This window comes from Sphingomonas sp. G-3-2-10 (genome assembly GCF_012927115.1).
Lineage (GTDB): Bacteria > Pseudomonadota > Alphaproteobacteria > Sphingomonadales > Sphingomonadaceae > Sphingomonas.
Genome location: NZ_JABBFY010000001.1, coordinates 408854 through 432794, shown reverse-complemented (window position 1 = coordinate 432794; position 23941 = coordinate 408854). Strand labels below are relative to the sequence as shown.

At 65.4% G+C, this 23941-nt stretch carries 26 protein-coding genes and 1 tRNA gene; 6 read left to right on the top strand and 21 right to left on the bottom strand.

The annotated features are described in order from the left end of the window. Nucleotides 1-4: 4 nt before the first annotated feature. The 7 genes from HHL13_RS02180 to HHL13_RS02150 all read right to left on the bottom strand — a co-directional run bounded on the left by HHL13_RS02180 (nucleotide 5) and on the right by HHL13_RS02150 (nucleotide 8966). On the bottom strand, nucleotides 5-1129 hold the full coding sequence (locus HHL13_RS02180; RefSeq protein ID WP_169554135.1) for an AAA family ATPase: 1125 nt from the start codon (nucleotides 1127-1129) through the stop codon (nucleotides 5-7). Between the two features lie 17 nt (nucleotides 1130-1146). Beyond that, nucleotides 1147-2778 (bottom strand): hypothetical protein, encoded by a 1632-nt coding sequence (locus HHL13_RS02175; protein WP_169554134.1) that lies wholly within the window; start codon nucleotides 2776-2778, stop codon nucleotides 1147-1149. Continuing rightward, nucleotides 2775-3812, bottom strand: a complete 1038-nt coding sequence (locus HHL13_RS02170; protein ID WP_346775459.1) for an AAA family ATPase — start codon at nucleotides 3810-3812, stop codon at nucleotides 2775-2777. The genes HHL13_RS02175 and HHL13_RS02170 overlap by 4 nt, the downstream gene beginning before the upstream one ends. 4 nt (nucleotides 3813-3816) lie before the next feature. After that, the gene (locus HHL13_RS02165; RefSeq protein WP_169554133.1) at nucleotides 3817-5337 is read right to left on the bottom strand and encodes an XrtA system polysaccharide chain length determinant; all 1521 of its coding nucleotides are present in this window, start codon (nucleotides 5335-5337) and stop codon (nucleotides 3817-3819) included. A gap of 7 nt (nucleotides 5338-5344) precedes the next feature. After that, nucleotides 5345-5989: an XrtA/PEP-CTERM system exopolysaccharide export protein gene (locus HHL13_RS02160; protein WP_169554132.1), complete on the bottom strand. Its 645-nt coding sequence runs from the start codon at nucleotides 5987-5989 to the stop codon at nucleotides 5345-5347. Nucleotides 5990-6088: 99 nt separating this feature from the next. Further along, a complete protein-coding gene (locus HHL13_RS02155; RefSeq protein WP_169554131.1) occupies nucleotides 6089-7312 on the bottom strand; it encodes a pyridoxal-dependent decarboxylase, exosortase A system-associated in 1224 nt (407 codons plus the stop codon). Nucleotides 7313-7454: 142 nt separating this feature from the next. Then, nucleotides 7455-8966 carry an acyl-CoA ligase (AMP-forming), exosortase A system-associated gene (locus HHL13_RS02150; protein ID WP_169554130.1) on the bottom strand — a complete coding sequence of 504 codons (1512 nt, stop codon included), beginning with the start codon at nucleotides 8964-8966 and terminating at the stop codon, nucleotides 7455-7457. 74 nt (nucleotides 8967-9040) lie between these two features. Between HHL13_RS02150 and HHL13_RS02145 the strand changes: the two genes are divergently transcribed. The 3 genes from HHL13_RS02145 to HHL13_RS02135 are packed head-to-tail and all read left to right on the top strand — an operon-like array spanning nucleotide 9041 to nucleotide 10835. Beyond that, nucleotides 9041-9313: an acyl carrier protein gene (locus HHL13_RS02145; protein WP_169554129.1), complete on the top strand. Its 273-nt coding sequence runs from the start codon at nucleotides 9041-9043 to the stop codon at nucleotides 9311-9313. After that, nucleotides 9310-10050, top strand: coding sequence for a hypothetical protein (locus HHL13_RS02140; protein ID WP_169554128.1), 741 nt, complete (start codon nucleotides 9310-9312; stop codon nucleotides 10048-10050). The genes HHL13_RS02145 and HHL13_RS02140 overlap by 4 nt, the downstream gene beginning before the upstream one ends. Beyond that, nucleotides 10038-10835 carry a hydrolase 1, exosortase A system-associated gene (locus HHL13_RS02135; RefSeq protein WP_169554127.1) on the top strand — a complete coding sequence of 266 codons (798 nt, stop codon included), beginning with the start codon at nucleotides 10038-10040 and terminating at the stop codon, nucleotides 10833-10835. Before HHL13_RS02140 ends, HHL13_RS02135 begins: the two co-directional genes overlap by 13 nt. 31 nt (nucleotides 10836-10866) lie before the next feature. Here the strand turns inward: HHL13_RS02135 and trxB are convergent, their stop codons facing one another. Both trxB and HHL13_RS02125 read right to left on the bottom strand, forming a co-directional pair. Further along, a complete protein-coding gene (trxB, locus tag HHL13_RS02130) occupies nucleotides 10867-11838 on the bottom strand; it encodes a thioredoxin-disulfide reductase (RefSeq protein ID WP_169554126.1) in 972 nt (323 codons plus the stop codon). A 368-nt stretch (nucleotides 11839-12206) separates the two neighbouring features. Next, nucleotides 12207-12344 carry a hypothetical protein gene (locus tag HHL13_RS02125; RefSeq protein ID WP_169554125.1) on the bottom strand — a complete coding sequence of 46 codons (138 nt, stop codon included), beginning with the start codon at nucleotides 12342-12344 and terminating at the stop codon, nucleotides 12207-12209. Nucleotides 12345-12519: 175 nt separating this feature from the next. Here HHL13_RS02125 and HHL13_RS02120 point away from each other — a divergent pair, with 175 nt between their 5' ends. Continuing rightward, on the top strand, nucleotides 12520-13119 hold the full coding sequence (locus tag HHL13_RS02120; protein ID WP_169554124.1) for a peptidylprolyl isomerase: 600 nt from the start codon (nucleotides 12520-12522) through the stop codon (nucleotides 13117-13119). A gap of 129 nt (nucleotides 13120-13248) precedes the next feature. On the opposite strand, the gene HHL13_RS02115 is transcribed toward HHL13_RS02120, so the two are convergent. Beyond that, nucleotides 13249-13635 carry a hypothetical protein gene (locus HHL13_RS02115; protein ID WP_169554123.1) on the bottom strand — a complete coding sequence of 129 codons (387 nt, stop codon included), beginning with the start codon at nucleotides 13633-13635 and terminating at the stop codon, nucleotides 13249-13251. Between the two features lie 238 nt (nucleotides 13636-13873). On the opposite strand from HHL13_RS02115, the gene HHL13_RS02110 reads away from it, so the two are divergent. After that, on the top strand, nucleotides 13874-14395 hold the full coding sequence (locus HHL13_RS02110; RefSeq protein ID WP_169554122.1) for an SMI1/KNR4 family protein: 522 nt from the start codon (nucleotides 13874-13876) through the stop codon (nucleotides 14393-14395). Nucleotides 14396-14605: 210 nt separating this feature from the next. On the opposite strand, the gene HHL13_RS02105 is transcribed toward HHL13_RS02110, so the two are convergent. From HHL13_RS02105 to HHL13_RS02090, 4 genes are all read right to left on the bottom strand, one after another. After that, nucleotides 14606-14682, bottom strand: a tRNA-Met gene (locus HHL13_RS02105). Between the two features lie 53 nt (nucleotides 14683-14735). Then, the gene (locus tag HHL13_RS02100; protein WP_169554121.1) at nucleotides 14736-15272 is read right to left on the bottom strand and encodes a 2'-5' RNA ligase family protein; all 537 of its coding nucleotides are present in this window, start codon (nucleotides 15270-15272) and stop codon (nucleotides 14736-14738) included. Then, nucleotides 15269-17188 carry a potassium transporter Kup gene (locus HHL13_RS02095; protein WP_169554120.1) on the bottom strand — a complete coding sequence of 640 codons (1920 nt, stop codon included), beginning with the start codon at nucleotides 17186-17188 and terminating at the stop codon, nucleotides 15269-15271. The genes HHL13_RS02100 and HHL13_RS02095 overlap by 4 nt, the downstream gene beginning before the upstream one ends. 150 nt (nucleotides 17189-17338) lie before the next feature. Then, nucleotides 17339-17806, bottom strand: a complete 468-nt coding sequence (locus tag HHL13_RS02090) for an Lrp/AsnC family transcriptional regulator (protein ID WP_169554119.1) — start codon at nucleotides 17804-17806, stop codon at nucleotides 17339-17341. A gap of 137 nt (nucleotides 17807-17943) precedes the next feature. Between HHL13_RS02090 and ald the strand changes: the two genes are divergently transcribed. Beyond that, nucleotides 17944-19050 carry an alanine dehydrogenase gene (gene ald, locus HHL13_RS02085; RefSeq protein ID WP_169554118.1) on the top strand — a complete coding sequence of 369 codons (1107 nt, stop codon included), beginning with the start codon at nucleotides 17944-17946 and terminating at the stop codon, nucleotides 19048-19050. Between the two features lie 34 nt (nucleotides 19051-19084). Here ald and HHL13_RS02080 read toward each other — a convergent pair whose 3' ends face one another. The 7 genes from HHL13_RS02080 to ccmC are packed head-to-tail and all read right to left on the bottom strand — an operon-like array spanning nucleotide 19085 to nucleotide 23908. Next, complete coding sequence (locus HHL13_RS02080; RefSeq protein ID WP_169554117.1) at nucleotides 19085-19747, bottom strand: tetratricopeptide repeat protein; 663 nt, start codon at nucleotides 19745-19747, stop codon at nucleotides 19085-19087. Then, a complete protein-coding gene (locus HHL13_RS02075; protein WP_169554116.1) occupies nucleotides 19744-20181 on the bottom strand; it encodes a cytochrome c-type biogenesis protein in 438 nt (145 codons plus the stop codon). Before HHL13_RS02075 ends, HHL13_RS02080 begins: the two co-directional genes overlap by 4 nt. Continuing rightward, nucleotides 20178-20705, bottom strand: coding sequence for a redoxin family protein (locus HHL13_RS02070; RefSeq protein WP_169554115.1), 528 nt, complete (start codon nucleotides 20703-20705; stop codon nucleotides 20178-20180). Before HHL13_RS02070 ends, HHL13_RS02075 begins: the two co-directional genes overlap by 4 nt. Continuing rightward, nucleotides 20702-22627 carry a heme lyase CcmF/NrfE family subunit gene (locus tag HHL13_RS02065; protein WP_169554114.1) on the bottom strand — a complete coding sequence of 642 codons (1926 nt, stop codon included), beginning with the start codon at nucleotides 22625-22627 and terminating at the stop codon, nucleotides 20702-20704. The genes HHL13_RS02070 and HHL13_RS02065 overlap by 4 nt, the downstream gene beginning before the upstream one ends. Then, nucleotides 22624-23058 (bottom strand): cytochrome c maturation protein CcmE, encoded by a 435-nt coding sequence (gene ccmE, locus HHL13_RS02060; RefSeq protein ID WP_169556719.1) that lies wholly within the window; start codon nucleotides 23056-23058, stop codon nucleotides 22624-22626. Before ccmE ends, HHL13_RS02065 begins: the two co-directional genes overlap by 4 nt. Continuing rightward, complete coding sequence (locus HHL13_RS22700) at nucleotides 23058-23186, bottom strand: hypothetical protein (RefSeq protein ID WP_277346983.1); 129 nt, start codon at nucleotides 23184-23186, stop codon at nucleotides 23058-23060. The genes ccmE and HHL13_RS22700 overlap by 1 nt, the downstream gene beginning before the upstream one ends. Continuing rightward, complete coding sequence (gene ccmC / locus HHL13_RS02055; RefSeq protein ID WP_169554113.1) at nucleotides 23183-23908, bottom strand: heme ABC transporter permease CcmC; 726 nt, start codon at nucleotides 23906-23908, stop codon at nucleotides 23183-23185. The genes HHL13_RS22700 and ccmC overlap by 4 nt, the downstream gene beginning before the upstream one ends. Nucleotides 23909-23941: the final 33 nt, after the last annotated feature.

Below are 23941 nucleotides of genomic sequence, written 5' to 3'. Positions count from 1 at the left end.
GCGCTTACGCCGCGTTGCCGCGAAGCGCGGACAGATCCGGACGGGCAACCTTGTTGTCGCTGTTCTCGACCCAATCGACCAGCAGGGTCAGCACGCGGCGCAGCGCCTCGTCCTGTTCCTTCACATGGGCTTCCAGCTCGGCGATGCGCTTCATCGAATCGTCGGCGGGAACCGTCTCGGGCCGGATCGGGCGCGGTTCGCCCATCACCGGTGCGGGTGGGGTGATCGGCATCGGCGTGGGAGCGACTTCGTGAAGCTCGTACGGCGCCTCGGCGACCGGCGCGGGCGCAGACATGGCCGGCTGATACGCCGATTGCGGGGTATCGTTATCGAGATCAGCGATCACCGTGGCGAGGTCTTCCGAGCCAAAGGTCTCGATCTGCTCGATCGCGCCGAACAGCAGGACGCGGCCGGCAAGCTGGTTCAGCCGGCGCGGGCTGCCGCCCGACCAGCGGTACATCGCGGCCACCGCATCGTTGGTGAAGCGCGGCTTGCCCCGCCAGCCGACGCACGACAGGCGGTGGATCAGATAGGGCTCGACTTCGTCGGCCTCCATCGAATCGAGATGGTGCATCGCGATCACGCGCTGGCGCAGCTGCTCGAGCCGCGGGTCCTGCAGCGTGACGCGGAACTCGGGTTGGCCGAGCAGGAAGATCTGGAGCAGCGGATAGCCGCCCGCCTGGAAATTGGAGAGCATACGCAGCTCCTCCAGCGTCTCCAGCGGCAGCGACTGCGCTTCGTCGACGATCAGCAGCGTGCGCTGGCCGTTGCGCGCGACGGTATGCAGCCCGCGCTCGATCGCCGAGAGCATCGCCGATTTCGGCAGGTCCACCGCATCGATCTGAAGCCCCGCCGCGACGAGGCGCAGCAGATCGTTCGGCGCGAGCTGCGTCGTGACGATCTTGATCACGTTCATCCGCTCGCGATCGATCGTGCCGAGCAGATGGCCCATCAGCGTGGTCTTGCCAGCACCTGGATCGCCGGTGATCACGACAAAGCCCTCGCCCTGGCTCAAGCCATAGCCGAGATAGGCCATCGCCTTGCGGTGCGTGGCGGTATCGAACCAGAAGCGCGGATCGGGCGTCAGCTGGAACGGCCGGCCGCTCAATCCATAATGGTCGTCGTACATATCCCTGTCCCGACCCCTTAGAACCCGTACCGCAGACCAACGAGCGCCTGCGCCGAAGCTGCATTCTCGTTGTTTTGTCCTTCGAAACCGGAAACGCCGGCTGCCAAAGTCGCGCCGATCGGACCGAAGCGCTGGGTATAGACCGCATTCGCGCCCCAGCCCATCACGCCATCCGCACCGGCCAGCCCGCTGTCATAATAGCTGACATAGGCATTGCCGCCGAGCGACGCGTTGCGGCCGACCGACTGCGATGCGAAGATCTGACCATAGAAGGTCTCGTCGGTAACGCCGTTGATGTTGACGCCGTTGCCGAAGCCGGTGCTCGGCGCGATGAAGGTGCGGCGCGAATAGCCGCCACCGATACCGAACTGCGTCCCGCCACGGCCCAGCACGAGCACGCCGGTCACGCCACGCGCGCGGTAATTGCCCGTGGTGGTCGAAGCGAGGATGCCGTTCATGCAGCTGCCTGCCGCATTGCCCGCCGTGCCGAACACGCAGCTGCTGTTCTGGTTGCCCAGCGGATCGTTGTTGGTCAGGAAGCCGTTCGGCAGCGAAGCGACACCGCCGTTGATCTGCCGGCCAAAACTCTCGATCGAATCATAGACGCCGATCTGGATGCCGCTGCTCGGCCCGATCTGGTAGCTGAACGACCCGGTATAGCTCCACGAGCCATAACGCTTGCCGACGCGCGCTTCGAGGAAGGTGCGGCGGCTGGGGCGCCAGATGACGCCCGCATCCCAGAAGATGCCGTCGAAATCATAAGCGATGCGGCGCGGCGAGTTGGGGTCGGTCACCTGCCGCCCTGCCCCGTCCACCACCGGCACCGGGTTCGGTCCCGCGGTAAGCAGCGGATCGCGCTGGCTGATCTCGATCTTTTCATAGCCGACGCCGCCTGCGATCGCGAGGCCACGACCGATCGGCAGCACGGCATCGCCGCGTCCGAACTTGCCTTCGTAGCGCTGATCGAGCTGGCCGGCATTTTCGCGGGTATAGGAACCACTGGCGGTCAGGCCGATCGGCAGCACCGTGCCCGATTTCACGCCGACGCTGGCGGTCGCGACATGCACGGTCGAGCTGTCATAGACGTCGAGCGGCTGCTGGCCGGGCGCGATACCGGTGCCGCCCACCGGCGATTCCACCTTGGTATAGCCGAAGCGATAGGCGCCGTTGACGAACATCGGCCCGACATGAGTCGACAGCGAGGGACCGGCATAGCCCGAATAGACCTGGCTGGTGTTGCGGACATTGCCGACCGGATTGATCGATGCGTCGCCGCGAATGTCGCTGCGGGCACGGGTGGCGATGCCGCCGGCTTCCAGCGTCAGCCCCTGCGCGACCACGACCCGCGCGGTGGCGAGGCCGCTATGGATCGAATCGTCGCCCACCTTCTTGTCGTAGGAGAAGCGATGCTCGTAGCGGTAGCTGGCCTGCACCTGCACCCGGCGCGACTGGATCGACGCGTCGATGCCCCCCGAAACGGTGGAATAGGTCAGCACGTCGCCGCCATCGAGATCGGAAGTCACGACCTGACCGACCTCGATATAGGGCTGGATGCTGGCGCGCCGCTGCTGGCGTTCCTGCGCCCATGCCGGCGTCGCCAGCGTGGCGGCCGCGATCGCGGCGGTGGTGAACAGTCCAAGCCGGGTCACTTCCCCGCCTCCTCATAGTAAGTGCCGAACCGGCGGCCGCCGGGCTGGAACGAAACCGAATTGAGAACGAGCTGGATATGCTCGCAGCCGTCGAGCATCGCAGTCGCTTCGCGCAGGTCGGACTCGGTGGTCTTGTCGGCGCGCACCACCAGCATCACCTGCCCCGCATGCAGCGCCAGCACGGCGGCGGGCGACGCGGCGAGCGCGGGCGGCGAATCGAAGATCACGATGCGGCGCGGATTGGCGGTGGTCAGCCCGTCGATCACCGCACGGGCCCGCTCGCTGGCAAGCAGTTCGGTGTCGCCATGCGTCCGCGTGCCGGCGGGCAGCAGCGAGAGCTGCGGGATATCGGTGTCGATGATGCAATCCTCGACATTGCCGACCGCGCCCGACAGCACGTCGAGCAGACCAGGGCCTTCGGGCACGCCGAGGCGGCCCAGCACATCGGGCTTGGCGAAATCGGCATCGACCAGCAGGATCTCGACATCCTTTTCCGCCGACATCGATAGCGCGAGGTTGATCGCGCAGAAGGTCTTGCCCTCGTTCGGCTGTGCCGAGCAGACGAGGATCATCCGGGCACGCTGCGCATCGGCCCCGGCCACGGCACGCGCGGTCAGCAGCAGCTGACGCTTCACCTGACGGAATTCCTCCGCCAGCGCGGTGATCGGACCACCGGGCACGAGCATGCCGCCCTGCGACAGCAAGGTGCGATCGACCGGCGCCACGCGGCGTCCACTCGGCCGGACTGGTTCGACCGGTCCTTCGGCGGCGAAGCCGCGGCGGATGGCAGGCGCGGGTTCCTCGAGAACCGGATCCTCGAGATAGGCAGGCTGCGGCGCGGCGACCTGAACGGGCGCGGCAACCGGCGGCTCGGGCGGATAATAGGCCTGAACCGGCGGCGCGGGCGGCTGCGGCGGAGCAACGGGCGCTGACGGCATCACCGGCGGCACCGCCGGCGGCGCGCCAAACGCATATTGCTCCGCTGCCCGTTCGAGCAGCGAACCCTTGTAGCGGCGGGGGCTATGATCGTTCACTGGCCTAGGCCCCCATTCCACGCTGGATCATCTCGACACCGAGCAGCCCGACCCAGGCCGCGCCGAGCGCAGCGACGCCTCCGGCAAACAGCATCAGCTTTTTCCGGCGCATCGCGATCTGCGCGGCGGTAACCACTTCGCCGATCGATCCGATCACCGGCATCCCGCTGGCGCGTTCGAGACGGCTGGCGGTCGAATAGGTCGTGGTCAGCTTGCCCAGCGCAAAGGCCGCGGCGACGCCCGCGCCCAGACCCGCGATCAGCACACCGGTCAGCAACAGCGTCCGGTTCGGCGCGGTCGGCGCGCGCGGCTGGGTCGGCGGATCGATCACGCTGAACTTCACCGCGTCGGTATCGTTCTGCACCGAGCTGCGCAGCCGCACCTGCTCGCGATCGGCGAGCAGCTTGTCATACTGGTCCTTGAGCACCTGATAGTTGCGGTCGATCTGCGACTGCTCCGCCGCTGCCGCCGGATTGTCGTTCATCGCTGCATTCAGCTTGGCGAGATCGCCTTCCAGCGCCGATTTGCGCTGGGTGAGCGACGCCACCTGCGTGAGCTTGTCCGCGCGCATCGCCTGAAGGCTGACATAGAGCGGATTGCTCGACGCGCCGCCACCGCCCCCGCCGACCAGCGGCTCGTTGCGGGCAGCGGCCTGCGCCGCGGAAAGCTGACCGCGCAGGGCGATCATGTCGGGATGATTGTCGGTCCAGCCGCGTCCGCGGGCTTCGGCGATCTGGCCCATGATGGCGTTGAGGCGCGCGCGCGCCGGTCCGGCCGAGGCGCCGCCGCCTGCGCCCGGAACGCTGGCCGCCGTGCCCGACATCTGGGCATTGATCGTATTGAGCGCGCTCTGCGCCGCCGCCAGATCCGAATCGACCTGCGCCAGCTGCGACCGCGCCTGGCTCATCCGCTCGCTGAGCGAACCGGTGCCCGGCAGCGAGCCGAGATAGCGCGCCTGGAAGTCCGCACGCTTGGCTTCGGCATCCTGCAACGCCTTCTGACGCGATTCGATCTGCTGATCGAGGAAGCGCAGCGAAGAGCTGGTCTCGTCGCGAGAACCGGCCAGATTGTCCTCGATGAACAGGTCGATCAGCTTCTGTGCGATCTGCTTGGCCAGCCGTCCGCTGCCCGCGGTCACGGTGATCTCGAACAGATTGTCCTGCTGGGCGGTGATCTTGATCATGCCCTGAAGCGCAGCGATCCGGTCCGCGATGTCGCGGTCGGTCGCCACGGTCTTGGCCAGATCGGTGCCGCGCACGACCTTTTCGAGGTTCGACGCCGAGGTGATCGTCTGGCGTACGCTGTCGATATCCTTCTGCTGCCCGGCCTGCGTCACTGCATTGTCGGTCGGCAGAATCTGGCGGAGCTGCACGAAGATGCGCGCATGGCTCTCAAACTTGTTCGGCATCTGCGACACGACCAGCCAGCCCGCGAGGCACAGCCCCCAGGCGACCGCCAGTGCGATCCACCGGCGCATCCAGACCGCATGGATCGCGGCGCGAATCTCGTCGAAGATGCTGCCCATCAGGTCCTCAGAACATGCTTTCCGGGATGATGATGACGTCGCCCGGCTCGAGCTTCACATTGGCCGAGATGTCACCATTTTTGAGAAGATCGCCGAGCCGGACGCGATATTCGACCTGACGCCGCGTGCGCGGATCGTAGCGGATCAACCGCGAGCGATTCCCCGATGCGAATTCTGAAAGCCCGCCGACCGAGATCATCGCGTCGAGCAGGGTCATGCTGGCGCGATACGGCACCAGCGCCGGCTTTTCGGTCGCGCCGACGATCCGGATCTGCTGGCTGGGCACGCCCGCCGCATTCTCGACGATCACCGAGACGATCGGATCCTTGATATATTCGCTGAGCGCGTAGCGGATATCGTCCGCAAGCATCGCCGGGGTCTTGCCCACCGCGGGCATGTCGCTGATCAGCGGCGTGGTGATGCGGCCGTCGGGGCGCACCTGCACCTTCGCCGACAGATCGGGATTGCGCCAGACAAACACCTGGAGCGAATCCATCGGCCCGATCACATATTCCTCGCTCGGCGCCTCGCGGCCCCCGGCGATCGCAGCCGAGGGAAGCTCGGGGCGGCCACCGCCGCCGACACAGCCCGACAGGAGGAATGCGGCCAGAACCGGCGCCGCGACGAACTTGCTCTTACCAACGAAACACATGCTCGAGCTCCCTTCCGAGCACGGGCATTGGCAACCGACGTCTCGGCCGCACCCGTACTGGATCGGGGAAGCTATGGAGCCGGAGAGGTAAAGATAGCGTTAGGGGTTGGCGGTTCCCACCAGCATTTCTCGCGCCGGGGCATGTCCCAGAAACGCACTGGGGCTCGCCGACGGGCCATAGGCTCCGGACGCGAAGATCGCGATGACGTCACCCACTTCGGTTTTGGGAAGCGCGACGCGATCTGCCAGCCGGTCGAGCGGGGTGCAGAGCGGACCGACGACCGACGCGATCTCTTCGGGTTCCACACCGATCTTCGTCGCCACCGCGACCGGATAATTGCGCTTCACCACCGTGCCGAAATTGCCCGAGGCCGCGAGATGGTGGTTCAGGCCGCCATCGATGACGAGGAAGGCCTCCCCGCCGCTTTCCTTCCGGTCGACCACCCGGGCGAGGTAGACCCCCGCCTCGCCGACCAGCCAGCGGCCAAGCTCGATCGCGAAGCGGCTCTGTGCCAGCATCGGCGAAAGCCGCTCCATCTGGAACGCCAGCGCGCGGCCGATCCCCTCGACATCGACCGGGGTATCACCAGAGAAATAGGGAATCCCGAACCCGCCGCCCAGATTGACCAAAGGTGGCGACGCACCGATCTCCTCCGCCAGCCGCCCGGCCAACGCGAGGGTCAGCGACTGGCTCTCGCTGATCGCGCCCGAATCGAGCGATTGCGATCCGGCGAAGATGTGGAAGCCCTGCCAGTCCGCCCCGGCCGCGATCAGGCGCTTCACCAGGGCCGGCACGCGCGCGGCATCGACGCCGAAGGGTGACGCGCGGCCGCCCATGCGCATTCCCGAGCCACGCAGCTCGAAATCGGGGTTCACCCGCACCGCGAGCAGCGGACGGATGCCGAGACGGTCAGCGATCAACAGCGCGCGCTCGGCTTCGCCTTCGGATTCGAGGTTGATCGTCACACCCGCGCGGATCGCCGCTTCCAGCTCGAAATCGCGCTTGCCCGGGCCCGCGAAGCTGATCGCATGTGACGCCATGAGGCCAAGCGCCTTTTCCAGTTCCCCCGCCGACGCGACATCAAGCCCATCGACCAGCGGCGCGATCGCTGCGAGCAGCGCCGGCATCGGATTGGCCTTGATCGCATAATGAATCTCGACGCTGTCCGGCAGCGCAGCCCGCAGCTGCGCCACCCGAGCCGCGACGACCGCGAAGTCATAAACGAACAACGGCGTGCCGCCCGCCTGCGCGATCCATTGTTCGGCGGGGAAACCGCTCGCGAATTCCGCCGGGATCGGCCCGATCGCCTTGGCGCCGTTCATGACCTCTCGCTCCCTGCCCTGCGCTCCAACCCAAATACCGTTCGTGCTAAGCTTGTCGAAGCACAGTTCTCCTCTTTTCCGCCGGTCGAAAAGAAGAACGGCCCTTCGACAAGCTCAGGGCGAACGGAGTTTGGGGGTGCAGTCATGCCAGGGATTCCAGACCCGCCTTCAACGCCGCCCGGTCCAGCTTGCCATTGGCGTTGCGCGGCAATGCTTCGCGCCACTCATAGCGCGACGGCTGCATGAAGCTCGGCAATTCGCGCCGCAACCGTTCTCGCAAACTCGCTTCGGCCAGCGCCGCATCACCCTTCGCGCGTGCAACTACAACGATCGCCTGCCCCAGCCGCTCGTCCTTCACCCCGAACGCCGCCGCTTCCGCCACTTCTCCACCAGACAGCACGGCTTCCTCGACTTCCGTGGGGCTAATGCGGTTACCGGCGGATTTTATCATCTCGTCGTCGCGCCCGACGAAGCGGAGCAGCCCGTCTGGACCTTCGGTCACCGTGTCGCCGGACCACACCGCCATGCCGCCGCTTTCGGCAAAGTCCGGCGCGGGGCGAAAGCGTTGCGCGGTGCGCTCCGGATCCTGCCAGTATCCTTGCGCGACCAGCGCCCCTGCATGGACTAGCTCGCCCGGTTCACCCGGATCGGCGCGGCTACCATCGGGACGCACGATGATAATTTCGGCGAACGGAATCGCCTTGCCCATCGAATCGGGATTGGCATCGACCAACGACGGATCGAGATAAGTCGAACGAAACGCTTCGGTCAGCCCGTACATCGGATAGAGGCGCGCATTGGGGAAACGCTCGCGCAGGCCCCGCACCATCGGCGTCGTCAACGCGCCGCCCGAATTGGTCAGCCGCTTCAGCCGGTTCGCGGTCTCGCCCCATTCGGCTTCGAGCACCTGCACCCATAAAGGCGGCACCCCCGCCAGCGTGGTAGCGTCATAACGTTCCACGGCCTTCACCACATCGCGCGCCGTCAAATAATCGAGCGGGATCACCCGCGCGCCGGCATACCAGGTCGAAAGCAGCTGGTTCTGGCCATAGTCGAAGCTGAGCGGCAGCACGCCGAGCACGCGATCTTCAGACGAAATCTGAAGATAATGCGCCACGCTTACAGCTCCGAGCCACAAATTGGCGTGGCTGAGCATCACCCCCTTGGGCCGCCCGGTCGACCCCGACGTATAGAGAATCGCAGCCAACGCGTCCGGATCCCCCGAGGAAGGCGGCAAGGCATCCCTGCTCGTCAGTTCGTCCTCGGTGACGACGCGGCATCCCACAGGCACGTCGCCTGGTTCCAGCGCCGCGATCCGCGAAGCCTGCGTCACCAGCAGCCGCGCGCCGCTATCGGCAAGGATATGCGCAACCTGCTGACGCTTGAGCACCGGGTTCACCGGCACATGCACCAGCCCCGCACGCGGCGCGGCGAGCGGCATCAGGCACGCGGTGCGGGTCTTGGGCAGCCAGGTCGCGACGCGATCTCCAGGCGCCAGCCCCTGCCTCGCCAGCCAGTGCGCCATGCCGCCGACGGCAGCTTCCAGCTCGGCAAAACTCAGCGTCCCGGCCTTGTCTTCCAGTGCCATGGCGTCGCCTGCGCCACGCATTGTCAGCGTGTCGATCGGGTGCGGAACAGGATCGAGCGGGACCATGATGCAACCCTTATACTTGGCAGTAGCTTCGCCAACCCTTACGGGAGCGAAAAAATTGCCGCAGGGGAAGTCCATTGCAGCCCGACGGGTTCGCCGAAATCGAGAACACAGTCCGCGCCGTATTGCGCGACGTACTGGGAATCAGCGCCGATCGCGCCGCCGCGTTCAACGCGGGGACGCCGCTGTTCGGGGCGCTGCCCGAACTCGATTCGCTCGCCGTCGCCGGCGTGCTGACCGAGCTGGAGGATCGCCTGGGCATTCTGATCGAGGATGACGAAGTGGACGGCGAGATGCTGGAATCCTTCGGCGCTCTGACCGAATTCGCCGCGAGCAAGGCGCTCAAATGATCTCGCACTACGACTGGTCCGGCGGGCGGGAAGCGATGCTTCGCTTCGGCCCCGATACCGGCCCGGTCGTGGTGGCGGCGCTGCCGCTGTTCGAGGAAGCGAACCGGACGCGCGCGTTCGTGGTGACGATTCTGCGCGCGCTGGCCGAACGTGGAATCGCAAGCGCGCTGCCCGATCTGCCCGGGACGGGCGAGAGTATCGTTCCGACCTCCGAAATGACGCTGATGCGGCTACATGAGGCCTATGAAGCAGCGGTCGACACCTTCGACAGCCAAGGCCGACATTGCTACGGCGTCAGCCTTCGTAGCGGGGTCCTGATGGACACCTTGGGTCTTCTCTACGGGCGCTGGTATCTCGCGCCGCAATCGGGTCCGGAATTAAAACGCGAACTGACCCGTATCAAGCGGGCAGAGCTTGGCCGTGAGGCTAAGAAGCTCACCGAATATTGGTATTACGACAATGACCTGCCAGAAGATGCAGCCGATCCACCGGTGGAGATTGCCGGCAATCTCGTGCCCGCCGATCTGATGACCGAACTTAGCGCGGCATTGCTATACCCGAAAAAGAATGAGTGCCTGCCACGCCGTACGGTTCGGCTCGAGACAGATCCGAAACCGGCCGATCTGAAAATTTCAGCCGCGCCGCTCTGGCGCCGCGCCGAACCTGACAATGATTCGGAACTCGCCGTCCTTCTGGCGGACGATATCGCCGCATGGGTGCGCCAATGCGAAGGCTGATCGAATTTCCCTGCGCGGGCGAAACGCTCGCCGGTACGATCGACGAAGGCGCTGGCGCGGCCGGCCTGCTTATCGTCTCAGGCGGCAACGAAGTCCGCATGGGCGCGCATCGCGGAATGGCGCTGCTCGCCGCGCGGGTGGCAGGCGAGCTAGGCGCGCCGGTGTTTCGTTACGACCGGCGCGGGATCGGCGATTCGACGGGCGCGAATGGCGGCTTCGAGACCAGCGCCGAGGATATCGCCGCCGCAGTCGCCGCGTTCCGCGCGGAGGCCTCCCATCTCACCCGCATCGTCGCCTTCGGCAATTGCGACGCGGCGACCGCGCTGGCGCTGTTCGGACCCGGTGCCGGCGTCGATACGCTGCTTCTCGCCAACCCCTGGGTGATCGAGGCCACCGACGACCTGCCCCCCGCCGCCGCGATCCGCGCGCGCTATGCCGAGCGGCTGCGCGATCCGAAGGAGTGGCTGAGATTGATTCGAGGTGGCGTGAATATCGGGAAATTGATCAAAGGCTTGCTGAAAGCTTCCAAGAGTTCATCTCAAATCCCGGCCGGCCTTGCCGCGCGCCTGGCGGCATCGCTCGGGAGGCACGGCGGCGCGACGACGATCCTCATTGCGGCCCGCGACAACACCGCAATCGCCTTCATGGAGGCGTGGAACAGCGCGGCGTTTGGCGCTGCCCGCAAACGTGTCCGGCTGGTCGAACTGGTCAGCGACAGCCACAGCTTCGCCAGCGTCGAGGACAAGGACTGGCTGTTCGAGCGGGTGCGCGAGACGCTGGCCTGATTCCCTCTCCCGAAGGGAGAGGGAAATTCCCCTACTCCGCCGCGTGGGCGACCTGTTCGAAGTCCGCTTCGGCAAGAAAGCGTTCGGCGTCCAGCGCGGCCATGCAGCCGGTGCCGGCCGCCGTCACCGCCTGGCGATACACCTTGTCCATCACGTCGCCACAGGCGAACACGCCGGGGACGCTGGTGCGGGTGCTGCCGGTCTCGACCTTCAGATAGCCGTCCTCGTCCAGCTCGAGATGCCCGCGGAACAGCTCGGTCGCCGGGTGGTGGCCGATCGCGACGAAGCCCCCGTCCACCTCGATCTGCGAAAGCTCGCCGGTCACCGTGTCCTTCAGCTCGATCGCGACCAGCCCGTGCGGCTCGCCGCCGCCGACGAAGCGCGACACTTCCTTGTTCCACAGCACGTTGATCTTCTCGTTCGCGAACAGGCGCTGCTGCAGGATCTTCTCGGCGCGGAAGCTGTCGCGGCGGTGGATCAGCGTGACGTCATGGCTGTGGTTGGTGAGGTACAACGCTTCCTCCACCGCGGTGTTGCCGCCGCCGATCACCGCGACCTTCTTGCCGCGATAGAAGAAGCCGTCGCAGGTCGCGCAGGCGCTGACGCCCTTGCCCTTCAGCAGTTCCTCGCTGTCCATGCCCAGCCACTTGGCCTGCGCGCCGGTGGCGATCACCAGCACGTCGCCGACATAGACGTTGCCGCCGTCGCCGATCAGGCGGAACGGGCGCTGGGTCAGATCGATCTCGACGATCGTGTCCCACATCATCTGCGCGCCGACATGCTCGGCCTGTGCCTGCATCTCCTCCATCAGCCACGGCCCCTGGATTACGTCGCGGAAGCCCGGATAATTCTCGACATCGGTGGTAGTGGTCAGCTGGCCGCCGGGCTGGATGCCCTGCACGACGATCGGGGCCAGACCGGCGCGCGCGCCATAGATGGCCGCGGAAAGGCCGGCCGGGCCCGAGCCGAGAATGAGCATACGCGTGGAGTGAGTTGCGGTCATCGAATCCGTCCGAAGTTCAGTTGGCCCGCATCTAGGGGGTGCGAGCCTTCGGACGCAACATGGGTTGTGGCGCGGGGACGGCAATCGAGGGACGGGCGATCAAAGCTGTCAGGCAGCAAAGCTCAGGTTAGCACCACCCAGGCGACCCAGCTCCAGAAAAGGCCCGAGACGAGGATCGCCAGCAGCAGTGCCGCGCCAGGCGGCAAGCTGCGCTCACACTCTCCCTCTATCCAGGATTCCGGTGATTCCGGAACAGGTTTCGGCATATTCTCTCCCCGTTCGGGAGGATGCTCGGACGACGCCATGATGAACAGCGCCCCGTTACCCATTTCGGTTATTCAGGCGAAGAAAGTTACGCTGCCGTAACGTTAGATGACGGCCCAGGCCAGCACGGCCCAGAATGCCATCGAAACCGCGATCGCGATGAGCAGGCCGCCACCGGGCGGCAGCGCGCGCTCGCCCTCGGATTCGTTCAACGCGTCGACATTGTCGTGCATCGTCCTCATCAAGCCTCTCCTTACGCGACCTGGTTTACTTCTCCTTTCGGTATAGAAGGCGGCGGTGCGGATTTCGTTCCCGGAAAACTCCTTATGGTAGCGTTACGAAGTACCTCCGGCGCCGCCCGATGACAGCACCGCGCGGCAAGGTTAGCCTGCCCCCGCCTGAAGCGTGGAGGATTGGATGATTCGGCGTTTGCTTGCCCTGCTGGCCCTTACCCTGATGGCGATCCCGGCCGCGGCGCAGACCGCGACGCCCGCGCCCCCCGCCCCCGTCCGGGTCGCGCTGGAGACCAGCGCCGGCCGGATCGTGATCGAAGTCGATCGCGAGCACGCGCCGGTGACCGCCGCCAATTTCCTGCGCTATGTCGATCAGAAGCGGCTCGACGGCACGGTGTTCTACCGCGCGGTCCGCGTCGCGGAGAATTTCGGCTTCATCCAGTTCGGCGTGCAGAATGCGGCCAAGCGCGTCCTTCCCCCGATCCGCCACGAACCGACGACGCAGACCGGCCTGAAGCATCTCAACGGCAGCATCTCGATCGCGCGCACCGCACCGGGCACAGCGCGCGGCGATTTCACCATCATGCTGGGCGACCAGCCCTCGTTCGACGCCGATCCGGCCAAGCCGGGCGACAATGCCGGCTATGCGACCTTCGGCCGCGTCGTGGAGGGTATGGACGTGGTGCGGAAGATCCAGGAATCGCCGGTCGCGGAAGGCGGCCATTTCAAGGGCGAAATGCTGGCGCCGCCGGTACGGATCGTGTCCGCACGGCGGGTGCCTTGATCTGTGTGAGTGATGGTAGCGGAGGAGCGATACAATCAATCCCGCCGACGTGCTCCAATTTTGTGGCGCATGCAGCTTACCGCATAGATCTGTCTCGCCCAGTCGGCCCGAATGACCGGGATTGGGTGGTTAACTGCCATTCTGCGCACGGCTCAAATCGCGCGCCAGATAGCGCTTCGACAGCCGCTTTCCTTCTCGTTCTAGATAGTAGTTCGGGGCCGCGTCCCGAAAGTGCCAGATGATATCCCTGACTACGCTCTGCTTGCCTTGCACTTCCACGGCGTCGCCGACATCGAAGGTGACGCCGCTGACGCGATGCAAACACTTCTCTTGCACGCGAAACCTTGCGTCGCCGAACCGGATCTCGGTCCACTCATCGCTGCGCGCAGATACCCGGACAACGCGCTGATGGAGACCCATTGCGACCAGGTGCTCAGCATCTCCTGGCGCGGCCAAGGTTGGGTCATTTTCAGCTGTCCAGAGAAGTACAGCCGTCTGCTGAGGTGCGTTTGGCATCCGGTCCAGATTAGGTGACGCGAGCGTCGGCGCAAGGTCCGCAATTGGGTCGTTTCCGGTCGGGCAGCTTTTAGTGCGGCGCGATCGGCGCGGGAAAGACCGGGAATGGGTGGTTAGGCGACAGGCTGCTTGCGTGACGGCCATCCGATATTGCAGACGTACAGCTTCTGGTGTCGAGGGTGGATAGCACGTGGAAGTCGGGACAAGCTTGGGAAGCATTCTAAGCTCGCTTACGTCGATGAACCGGCTGATCGCAGATCGACCGCGCCCCGGCACTTCAGCCGCCTTTCTGACGCTCTCATCACTGGGCTTGGACTGCCCAGCAGACTTGTCGGCACTCTATGGACTGATTGGCGGTTTCGATACGCCCACGAGTGCCACCATTGGGGAGATCACTCTTTTCCCCGGCTATTACATGCTGTCGTTAGATGAAGCGGTAGAGACCTACCGCTCAATCTCCGCTGACGAGCAATGGGACAGGCGTTGGCTTCCCTTCCTTGCAAGCGGTGGCGGTGATTTTTACGCAGTTATCTGCGACGAACCTTCGCACGATCACGGGGCGGTAGTCGGCTTTTTGTTGGGTGAGCCGGAACAGACGGTGGAGTTCTCGACGATTGGCGCAATGTTGGAGACAATCAGCGCGGCATACTCCGAGGGCGTTTTCTACCTGACGGGCGACCACCATCTCAAAGCGGATTATCCGAAAATGCGAGGTATAGCGCGACGAGTTCAACCGAACTTCGTTGAATATCTCGCATAGGAACGTCCGCTAACGCGCATTCTCTCAGGTGCGAGGAATGTCCGTGATTGGGTCGATTGCCGACCGGAAGCTTTCAGTCCAGCCCCGTCATGGTGCGAAGCCCGTTCGCGGCGGAGGCGTCGATTCGCAGCGGTAGATCCTGGGGACAGCGCGGCTGGATGCCCCGCCGTGAACGCGGCTCATAATTTCGTTATTGTTCAATGACTGAAATGGTAGCGGAGGAGGGACTTGAACCCCCGACCCCAGGATTATGATTCCCGTGCTCTAACCAACTGAGCTACTCCGCCCTACCGGGGCTCGCCGAAGCGAGGGGGCGACATAGGGGCCGTCTGCGAGCCGGTCAAGCGAACATATGACGCGAATGCGACTCCCAGGGGCCGCCGCGATAATGCCAGCTCGCCAGGCCCGCGATCTCGACCTCGCGAGGCACGAAATCGCGCGACAAGGCCTTCATCACCGCTGCCGCGAGCGACGGACTGACCTTGTTCTGGACGGTGACGTGCGGCCGCCAGCGGCCGGCATCCTGCGGCATCAGCAGGCCTGCGAACGCCTCGGTCAGCCGCTCGCGAACCGCATCCAGCTCGGGAACCTCGATTCGATAGGCGATGCCGCGCCCCAGCGACATGAGCCCCGTCACGCGCGCCCGCGGTGCGCGGATGCCGCGGGTTTCCTGCGACAGCCGGTGCTTGAGCTCCTCCGCGACCGAGGGCGGCAGATGGTGAAACAGCGTCAGGTGCGCAGCGAGAAAGTTGCGATCCGGCGGGAAATGCTCGCGGCGCAGGGCGTCGAACCACGCCTGATCCTGCCGGCCGAACAGCGCGGTCACGATCAGGGGTGCGGGTTTGGCGCCATCGCCCCCGACCTGATCCGGGGTCAAATCTCGACCTGGCTTCCCAGCTCGACCACGCGATTGGTGGGCAGGCGGAAGAACTCCATAGCGCTTTCGGCATTGCGCAGCATCCAGGCGAACAGCTTTTCGCGCCACACCGCCATGCCCGGCTTCGACGACGGCAGCAGCGTCTGCCGCGCTAGGAAGAAGCTGGTGTCCATCATCTTGAACTCGGCGCCGCACTGGCTGACCATCTTGAGCGCGGCGGGCACATCGGCTTCCTGCATGAAGCCGTATTTCAGCACCATGCGATGGAAGCCCTTGCCCAGATCGTCGAGATGGATGCGGTTCTCGTCGGGCACGAAAGGCGAATCGGTGATCTTCACGGTGAGCAGGATCACGCGCTCGTGCAGCACCTTGTTGTGCTTGAGGTTGTGGAGCAGCGCGTGGGGCACGCCGTCGGGCGTAGAGGTCATGAACACCGCAGTGCCCTGAACCCGGCTGGCCGAATTGGCGGCGCTTTCGATGAATATCTTGATCGGCATCGCGCTCTCGCGCAGCCGCTCGATCATCAGCTTGCGGCCCTTCGCCCAAGTGGTCAGCAGCGTGAAGATCACGAAGCCGATCAGCAGCGGGAACCAGCCGCCATCGGGCACCTTGGTCAGGTTGGCCGCGAAATAGGCCAGATCGACTGCGAAGAAGAGCGCCAGCACCGGGATCGCATAGCGCTTGCGCCATCCCCACAGCGTCAGCAGCACGACTGCGAGCAGGCAATTGTCGATCAGCATCGCCCCGGTCACCGCGATGCCATAGGCCGCGGTGAGGTTCGACGAGGTCTGGAAGCTGAGCACCAGCAGGATCACCATCACCATCAACGCCCAGTTGACGAGCGGGATGTAGATCTGGCCGGCGGTGGAGGCGCTGGTATGCTCGATGCGCAGGCGCGGGATGAAACCGAGCTGGATCGCCTGCTGCGTGACCGAGAAGGCGCCCGAAATGACCGCCTGCGACGCGATGATCGCGGCCATCGTCGCCAGCGCCACCATCGGCAGCTGCAGCGCCTGCGGGGCGAGATTGTAGAAGGGGCTGTTGATCGCCGAGACGTCGCGCATCAGCAGCGCGCCCTGCCCCATATAGTTGCACATCAGCGCCGGCAGGACGAACCACAGCCACGACACGCGGATCGGCTTGCGCCCGAAATGGCCCATATCGGCGTAGAGCGCCTCCGCACCGGTCACCGCCAGCACGACCGATCCGAGCGCGAGAAAGGCCGCCAGCGGATCGTCGACGAAGAACATCACCGCGTGGCGCGGGTCGAGCGCCCACAATATCTCCGGCGTCTGGATGAAGCTCATCACGCCCAGCGCCGCGATCGACGCGAAATAGAGCAGCATGATCGGCCCGAAGAATGCGCCCACGCGCGCGGTGCCCGTGCTCTGGATCGAGAAGAGCAGAACCATGATCGCAACCGAAATCGGCACGATCAGCCCGCCAAAGCCCGGTGCGGCGATCGCGAGGCCCTCGACCGCCGAGAGCACCGACACGGCCGGGGTGATCATCGAATCGCCATAGAAGAGCGCCGTCGCGAATACGCCGAGCAGCACGATTCCCGCAGTCCATTTCTTCTGGCCGCTCTTCGAATTGATCAGCGCCAGCAGCGCGAGCGAGCCGCCCTCGCCCTTGTTGTCGGCCCGCATGATGATGGTGACGTATTTCAGCGTCACCACGATCATCATCGACCAGAACATCAGGCTGATGACGCCCATGATGTGCAGTTCGTCGAGGGCGAGCGGATGGTGACCGGCGAAGGTTTCGCGGAACGCGTAGAGCGGACTGGTGCCGATATCGCCGAAAACGATGCCGATCGCGCCGACGGCGAGCTTGATCAGGCCGTCCTGCGAATGATCGTGCCCCGGGACATGGTCCTGGGCCGTATCGGGTGCAGCGATGTCGGGGGTGCTCACAGGCGGAACAGACTGGCCGGTGAGAAGGGAATGGACGTGGTCATACGACCCGGTTTCTCGCCTTCAAATGGTGGCGCGCGTTAGCACGTGCAACATGGGCTAGCAACGCGATTCGAAGTCGCAACCGACGCCCCGGGCTTTCGGTTCCGCTCAGCGGGCCGCAAACAGCGCATCGGCTTCGCTCCGGGTGGGCACGGCGCGCAGGACGAAGCTGGAATTGATCGTCACAACCCCCGGCAAACGGCCGAGATGCTCGCGATGGAGCCGCTCATAGTCGTCGAGATCGCGCGCGAGAATCTTCAGCCGGTAATCCTGCCCGCCCGAAACGAGCGCACATTCGACCACCCCGTCGATCGCCGAAACCGCGCGTTCGAACCGGTCGAGATCGTCTTCCTTCTGCGTGCCCAAAGTGATGTCGACCAGCGCCGTCACCTTGAACCCCAGTTCTCGATAGCCGAGTCGCGCGCCATAGCCCTGAATATGGCCGGACGTCTCCAGCGCCTGAATCCGTCGCGTGCACGCCGATTGGGAGAGGCCGACATCGGCGGCGATCCCGCTCACCGGCGCCCTCGCATCGGCAGCCAGCAGTTTCAGGATTGAAGTGAAAATCCGATCCATTCGGCAATATTTCCCGGTTTGATCGGACAATATAGCATTTCCATGCACAGGAACCATAGTTCGATGCGCAACTTTGCAGGGATTCGCGCCGCCACTTCGCGATAGGCTGGAGCCAACAAAATCCCAGGAGAGCTGCCATGCGCATCGGTGTGCCCAAGGAAATCAAGAACCGCGAATATCGCGTCGGCCTGACCCCCGGCTCGGTGGCCGAACTCGTCCATGCCGGACATGAGGTTCTGGTCGAGACCAGAGCGGGCATGGGCATCGACTTCGACGATTCGGCCTATACCTCGGTCGGTGCGAAGATCGCGCCCGACGCGGCCGCGGTGTTCGCGGGCTCCGACATGATCGTGAAGGTGAAGGAACCCCAGGCAGTCGAGATCGCGATGCTCGAGCCGCGGCACCTGCTCTTCACCTATCTCCACCTCGCCGCAGACAAGCCGCAGACCGAAGGCCTGATGCAGTCGGGCGCGACCTGCATCGCCTATGAGACCGTGACGTCGAACTCGGGCGCCCTGCCCCTGCTCAAGCCGATGAGCGAAGTCGCCGGACGCATGTCGATCCAGGTGGCGGCGCATTATCTGGAGAAGGAACAGGGCGGCCGCGGCGAATTGCTGGGCGGCGTCCCCGGCGTCGCGCCGTGCAAGGTCGCGATCCTGGGTGGCGGCGTATCGGGCATCAATGCCGCGCAGATGGCCGTAGGCCTGCGCGCCGACGTGACGATCTATGACATCAACAACGAGCGGCTGGCCGAGCTGGACATGCATTTCGGCAGCCAGATCAAGACCGCCTATGCCAACAAGGCGGCGATCGCCGAAGCCGTGGCACGCTCGCAGGTGGTGATCGGCGCAGTTCTGGTGCCGGGCGCGGCCGCGCCGAAGCTGGTGACCCGCGACATGCTGAAGACGATGATGCGCGGATCGGTGCTGGTCGACATCGCGATCGATCAGGGCGGCTGTTTCGAGACCAGCCATGCCACCACGCATGACGACCCGGTCTATGTGGTGGACGACGTGATCCATTATTGCGTCGCGAACATGCCCGGCGCGCTCGCCCGCACCTCCGCCATCGCGCTCAACAACGCGACGCTGCCCTTCGTGCTGAAGCTGGCAAACAAGGGCGCGGAAGCCGCGATGAAGGCGGATCGCCACCTCGCCGCCGGCCTGAACGTCTCCGAGGGGAAGATCCGCCACGCCGCAGTTGCCGAAGCGCTCGACCTGCCGTTCGAAGCCTGGGGCGAGTAAACGACGCTGTCCCTCTCCCCGCGGGGGAGGGACTTCAGGGCTGCGGCGGCACTGGTGGCTGCTGCGGCCCCTGACCGGCCTGTCTGGCGATCACCTCATCCAGCCGCGCGAGCCATTCGACCAGCGGCTGCCGGTACGAAACGTCGTCGGGCGAAAGCTCGATCGCCTTCACCCACCATTTCCGCGCTTCGGCGAACTGCCCCATCCTCGCGTAGTAGAGACCGAGGAAATAGGGTGGGCCGGGATTTTGCGGCCACAGCTCCATCGCGCGATCGAACGCCAGCTTCGACGCGGGCGACACTTCCCGGTCATGCTCGGCCAGCGCCATGCCAAGACCGGTCCACACGCCGGCGTCGCCGGGGCCCTTCGCGACCGCGCCACGCATCGCGATCACCGCCAGATCGGGCCGCCCCCGCCGCATCATCGAATCCGAGACGGCGAAATAATTGTACGAGAAATTATAGCGGCCGAAGAACGCCTCGCGCAGTTCGATCATCCCCGGATCGACTTCGCCGGTCTTTTCCTTCGTCAGCACCGAATGGCCCGGCAGCCCGGGGCTGCCCTGCCATGCATAGCCGGTCGCGCCCAGCGTCAGCGCGGTCGCGGCGATGGTCCAGAGGCGTTTCGGGAATCCGATCGCGAACAGCAGCGCGCCCGTGAAGGCCGCGACGATCGCCAGCATGATCCAGCCGCTCATGCCCTGGTACCCTCCTGCCCTTCGCTCTCGTCATCGTCCTTGCCGAACGAACGGCGCGCGATGAACAGGCCGATCGCGATCAACAGGACCGGCGCGGCCCAGAGCGGCGCGGTCAGCCAGCTGAAGGGCGGATCATAAGTGACGTAATCGCCATAACGCTGGATCAACCAGCCGCGCACCTGATCGGGCGTCTCGCCCGCTTCGATCCGCTGCCGCACCAGTGCACGCATATCGGCCGCCATTTCCGCATCGCTGTCGGCGATCGACTGGCCTTGGCAGACGAGGCAGCGCAACGTCTCCATCAGCGCCTTGGCACGGAGTTCCTTCGCCGGGTCCCTGAGCTGGGTATAGGCGAGCTCGGGTGGCGGCAGGCCGGAATCGGCGAGCGCGGGCGCCGCGAACATCAGCGTCAGCAGGAGGAGGAAGCGCTTCATCGCGCCGCCGCCAATGCTTCGAGCAGCTTGGGCATGTCCTGCGGGCCGACATAGCCGATATGCTGGTAGGTCACCTTGCCCTTGCCATCGATCACGAAGGTTTCGGGCACGCCGGCCGAACCGAACGCGAACTGGACCTTGCGGTTGCGATCGTCGCCGATGGCGGTGAAGGGATCGCCGTTGCGCGTCAGGAAGCCAAGCATCGCCTCGGGCGTGTCCGCCGTGGCGATGCCGACGATCTCGATGCCCATTTCCCTCATCTTCATCAGCTGCGGCGCTTCGGCGATGCAGGGGCCGCACCAGCTGGCGAAGACGTTGACCAGCCGCGGTTTCCCATCCGCGAAGGTCTTGCTGTCGACACCCGGCTTGCCCGGCAGCAGCGCGGGCAGCGTGAAGGCCGGCGCGGGCTGGCCGATCATCGCGGATTTCACCGCACGCTCGCCCGGCGCGAACAAGCCGGAAGCAACCAGCCCGAAGACCAAGACGAACAGCGCGAGCGGCGCCCAGATCAGCAACCGCCTCATTCGTACGCCTCCTCGCTGCGGCGCTCGCGGCGGACCCGGCCAACCAGCGCGAGAAGCGCGCCGAACGCGATCAGGAAGCCGCCGAACCAGATGAAGGTGACGAACGGCTTCCACCACAAGCGAATCTGCCAGCGCGCGTCCTTGCCGCTGCCTTCGCCCGCGCCGATCACGGTATAGAGCTGGCCGTCCCACAGCGTCTGGATCGCGGCTTCGCTGGTGGTGGTCACCGGATCGGTGAAGAAGCGCTGCTGCGGATTGATCTCGAACGGCTTGCCGTCGCCCTTGCGGACGATCAGCACCGCCTCGACCGCCGACCAGTTCTGGCCCAGCGTCGGGCGCACTTCGGCCAGCTTGGCTTCGAACGGGCCGACCGTGACGACTTCGCCGACGCGGACCGCGGCGAGCCGCTCCTGCGTGAAGGCCGCGTCGCTGGCCATGCCGGCGATGCTCACCGCGACGCCGAGATGCGCGACCACCATGCCGTAGATGTGCATCGGCGTGCGGCGCAGATTGCGCTTCCACAGCGGCACCAGGCTGGCCACCGCCAGCGCGCCGGCGGCGATCAGGCCAAGCGTCGCGTTAAGGCTGATCCCCGGCGCGACGACCAGCAGCATCACCGTAACGGTGATCGCGGCGGCGGCGGGCACCAGCATCTTGCGGCCCAGCTCGGACCATTTGTCCTTGCGCCATTTCAGCAGCGGCCCGGCCATCGTCGCAACGATCAGCACTAGCGTGACCGGGATACCTGCTTTGTTGAAGAAGGGCGGACCGATCGACAGCTGCTGCCCCATCGCCTGCGCCACCAGCGGATAGAGCGTACCGATGAAGACGATACCGAGCAGGACCGACAGCAGCAGATTGTTGAGCACCAGCGCGCCTTCGCGGCTGACGAGCTGGAAGGTCGAACCCTGCCGGATCGTGCCCACGCGCGCCCCGAACAGCGCCAGCGCGCCGCCGATATAGATGCCGAGCAGTGCGAGGATGAAGCTGCCCCGCGTCGGATCGACGGCAAAGGCATGGACCGAAACGAGGATACCCGAGCGGACGAGGAAGGTGCCGAGCATCGACATGGCGAAGGCGACCAAAGCCAGCATCAGCGTCCATGCGCGAAGGCCGTCGCGGGTCGCCAGCACCGTCACCGAATGGAGCAGGGCCGTCGCGGCGAGCCACGGCATCAGCGACGCATTCTCGACCGGATCCCAGAACCACCAGCCGCCCCAGCCCAGTTCATAATAGGCCCAATAGCTGCCGGCGGTGATACCGATCGTCAGGAAGATCCATGCCGCCAGCACCCAGGGCCGCATCGCCCTGGCGAACGCCGGGCCGACGTCGCGCATCACCAGCGCCCCCACCGCGAAGCTGAAGGCGACCGAGAGGCCGACATAGCCGAAATAGAGCGCGGGCGGATGGAAGGCGAGGCCCGGGTCCTGCAGCAGCGGGTTCAGCCCCTGCCCGTCGGGCGGCGGCGGATCGATGCGCAGAAACGGGTTCGAGGCGAAGACGATGAAGGCGTAGAAGCCCAGCGCCATCGCCGCTTGCGCACCGAGCGTCGCAGCGAGCGTCTTGCCCGGCAGCCGCCGCTCGAACAGCGCGACGCACGCCCCGGCCACCGCGAGCACGGTGACCCACAGCAGCATCGAGCCCTCATGGTTCCCCCATGCCCCGGCAAACTTGTAGAGCAACGGCTTGGCCGAATGGCTGTTGGTCGCGACCAGCAGCACCGACATGTCGGAATTGAGGAACAGCAGGATCAGGATGCCGAACGCCAGCGCGGCCAGCACGCCCTGTGCGATGGCGATGCGACGGACGGCGGTGATCAGTTCCTCGGAACCCGAACGCGCCGCACCCCAGCCCAGCGTGAGTTGGACCAAAGCCAGCGCTGCCGCGATCCACAGTGCGGCAAGCCCCCCCTCGGCGATCATTGCTCGAGGCTGTCCGACTTGTGCATCTTGCCTTCCATCTGCGGCGGCATGTAGCGCTCGTCATGCTTGGCGAGCAGATTGTCCGCCACGAAACTGCCATCGGCCTGGAACTGTCCCTCAGCGACCGCGCCCGATCCTTCCTTGAACAGATCGGGAGTCACGCCGCGAAACGAAACGGGGGTCTTCGCCTTGCCGTCGGTGACGATAAAGCGGATCGACACGCCGTCCGCCGCACGCACGATCGATCCGGCCTCGACCATCCCGCCCAGCCGGACATTCTTGCCCAGCGGCAAGGGCTTACCGGCGACATCTCCGGGCGAATAGAAGAAGGCGGCTTCGTCCTTCAGCGCCGACAGGGCCAGCCCGCTCGCGCCCGCGATCGCCGCCAGCGCCGCTAGGCCCAGCGCGAGGCGTTGGTGTTTCGGCTTCATCATTTCCGCTTCAATTCCTCGGCAGCCGCTTCGGCGCGGCGCATCGCGACATAGCTGGCGATGGCGAGACCCACGGTCCCGGCGATCGTCACCACATAGGCCGCGGTCACATAATCCCAGTGCGTCATTGCGCCGCCATCCGCTTCATCCGCGCCTCGACCTTCTGGCTTGCCAGCGCCGCGCGCATCCGCATCAGCACGATGCCCGAATAGATCAGGGTGAACCCCGCCAGCGTGAACCACAGCGGCCACAGCATCGACGAATCGATGGTCGACTTCGTCAGCCCGATGCTCTGCCCCTGATGCAGCGTGTTCCACCACACCACCGAGTAACGGATGATCGGCAGCAGCACCGTGCCCGCCACGCCGAACAGCGCCGGCACGCGGCCGTCGCCGCCCCGTTCTGCGTCAGCTTTGGCCAGCGCGATATAAGCGATATAGACGAAGAACAGGACGAGCATCGACGTCAGCCGTCCGTCCCACTCCCACCAGGTGCCCCATGCCGGGCGGCCCCAGATCGATCCGGTGAGCAGGCAGACCGCAGCGAACAGCGCGCCCGCCGGAGCCATCGCCCGCGCGGCAAGGTTCGCCAGCGGATGCCGCCAGATCAGGTAGCAAAGGCTGGCGATCGCCAGCCCGCTCCACCCGCCAAGGCCGAGCCATGCGGAGGGAACGTGGATGTAGAGGATGCGGACGGTTTCGCCCTGCAGATAATCTGGCGGCGTCTGCGTAAGCCCGGCCCACGCCCCGAACGCAGCCAGCGCCACGCCCGCCCAGAACAGCACGGGCGTCAACGGACGCGCGATCTTCAGAAAGCGCGTGGGGTTTGCAAGGGCATGAAGAACGGCCACGCGGGCGGAATAGCGGGGTTCGTCCGGGGAATC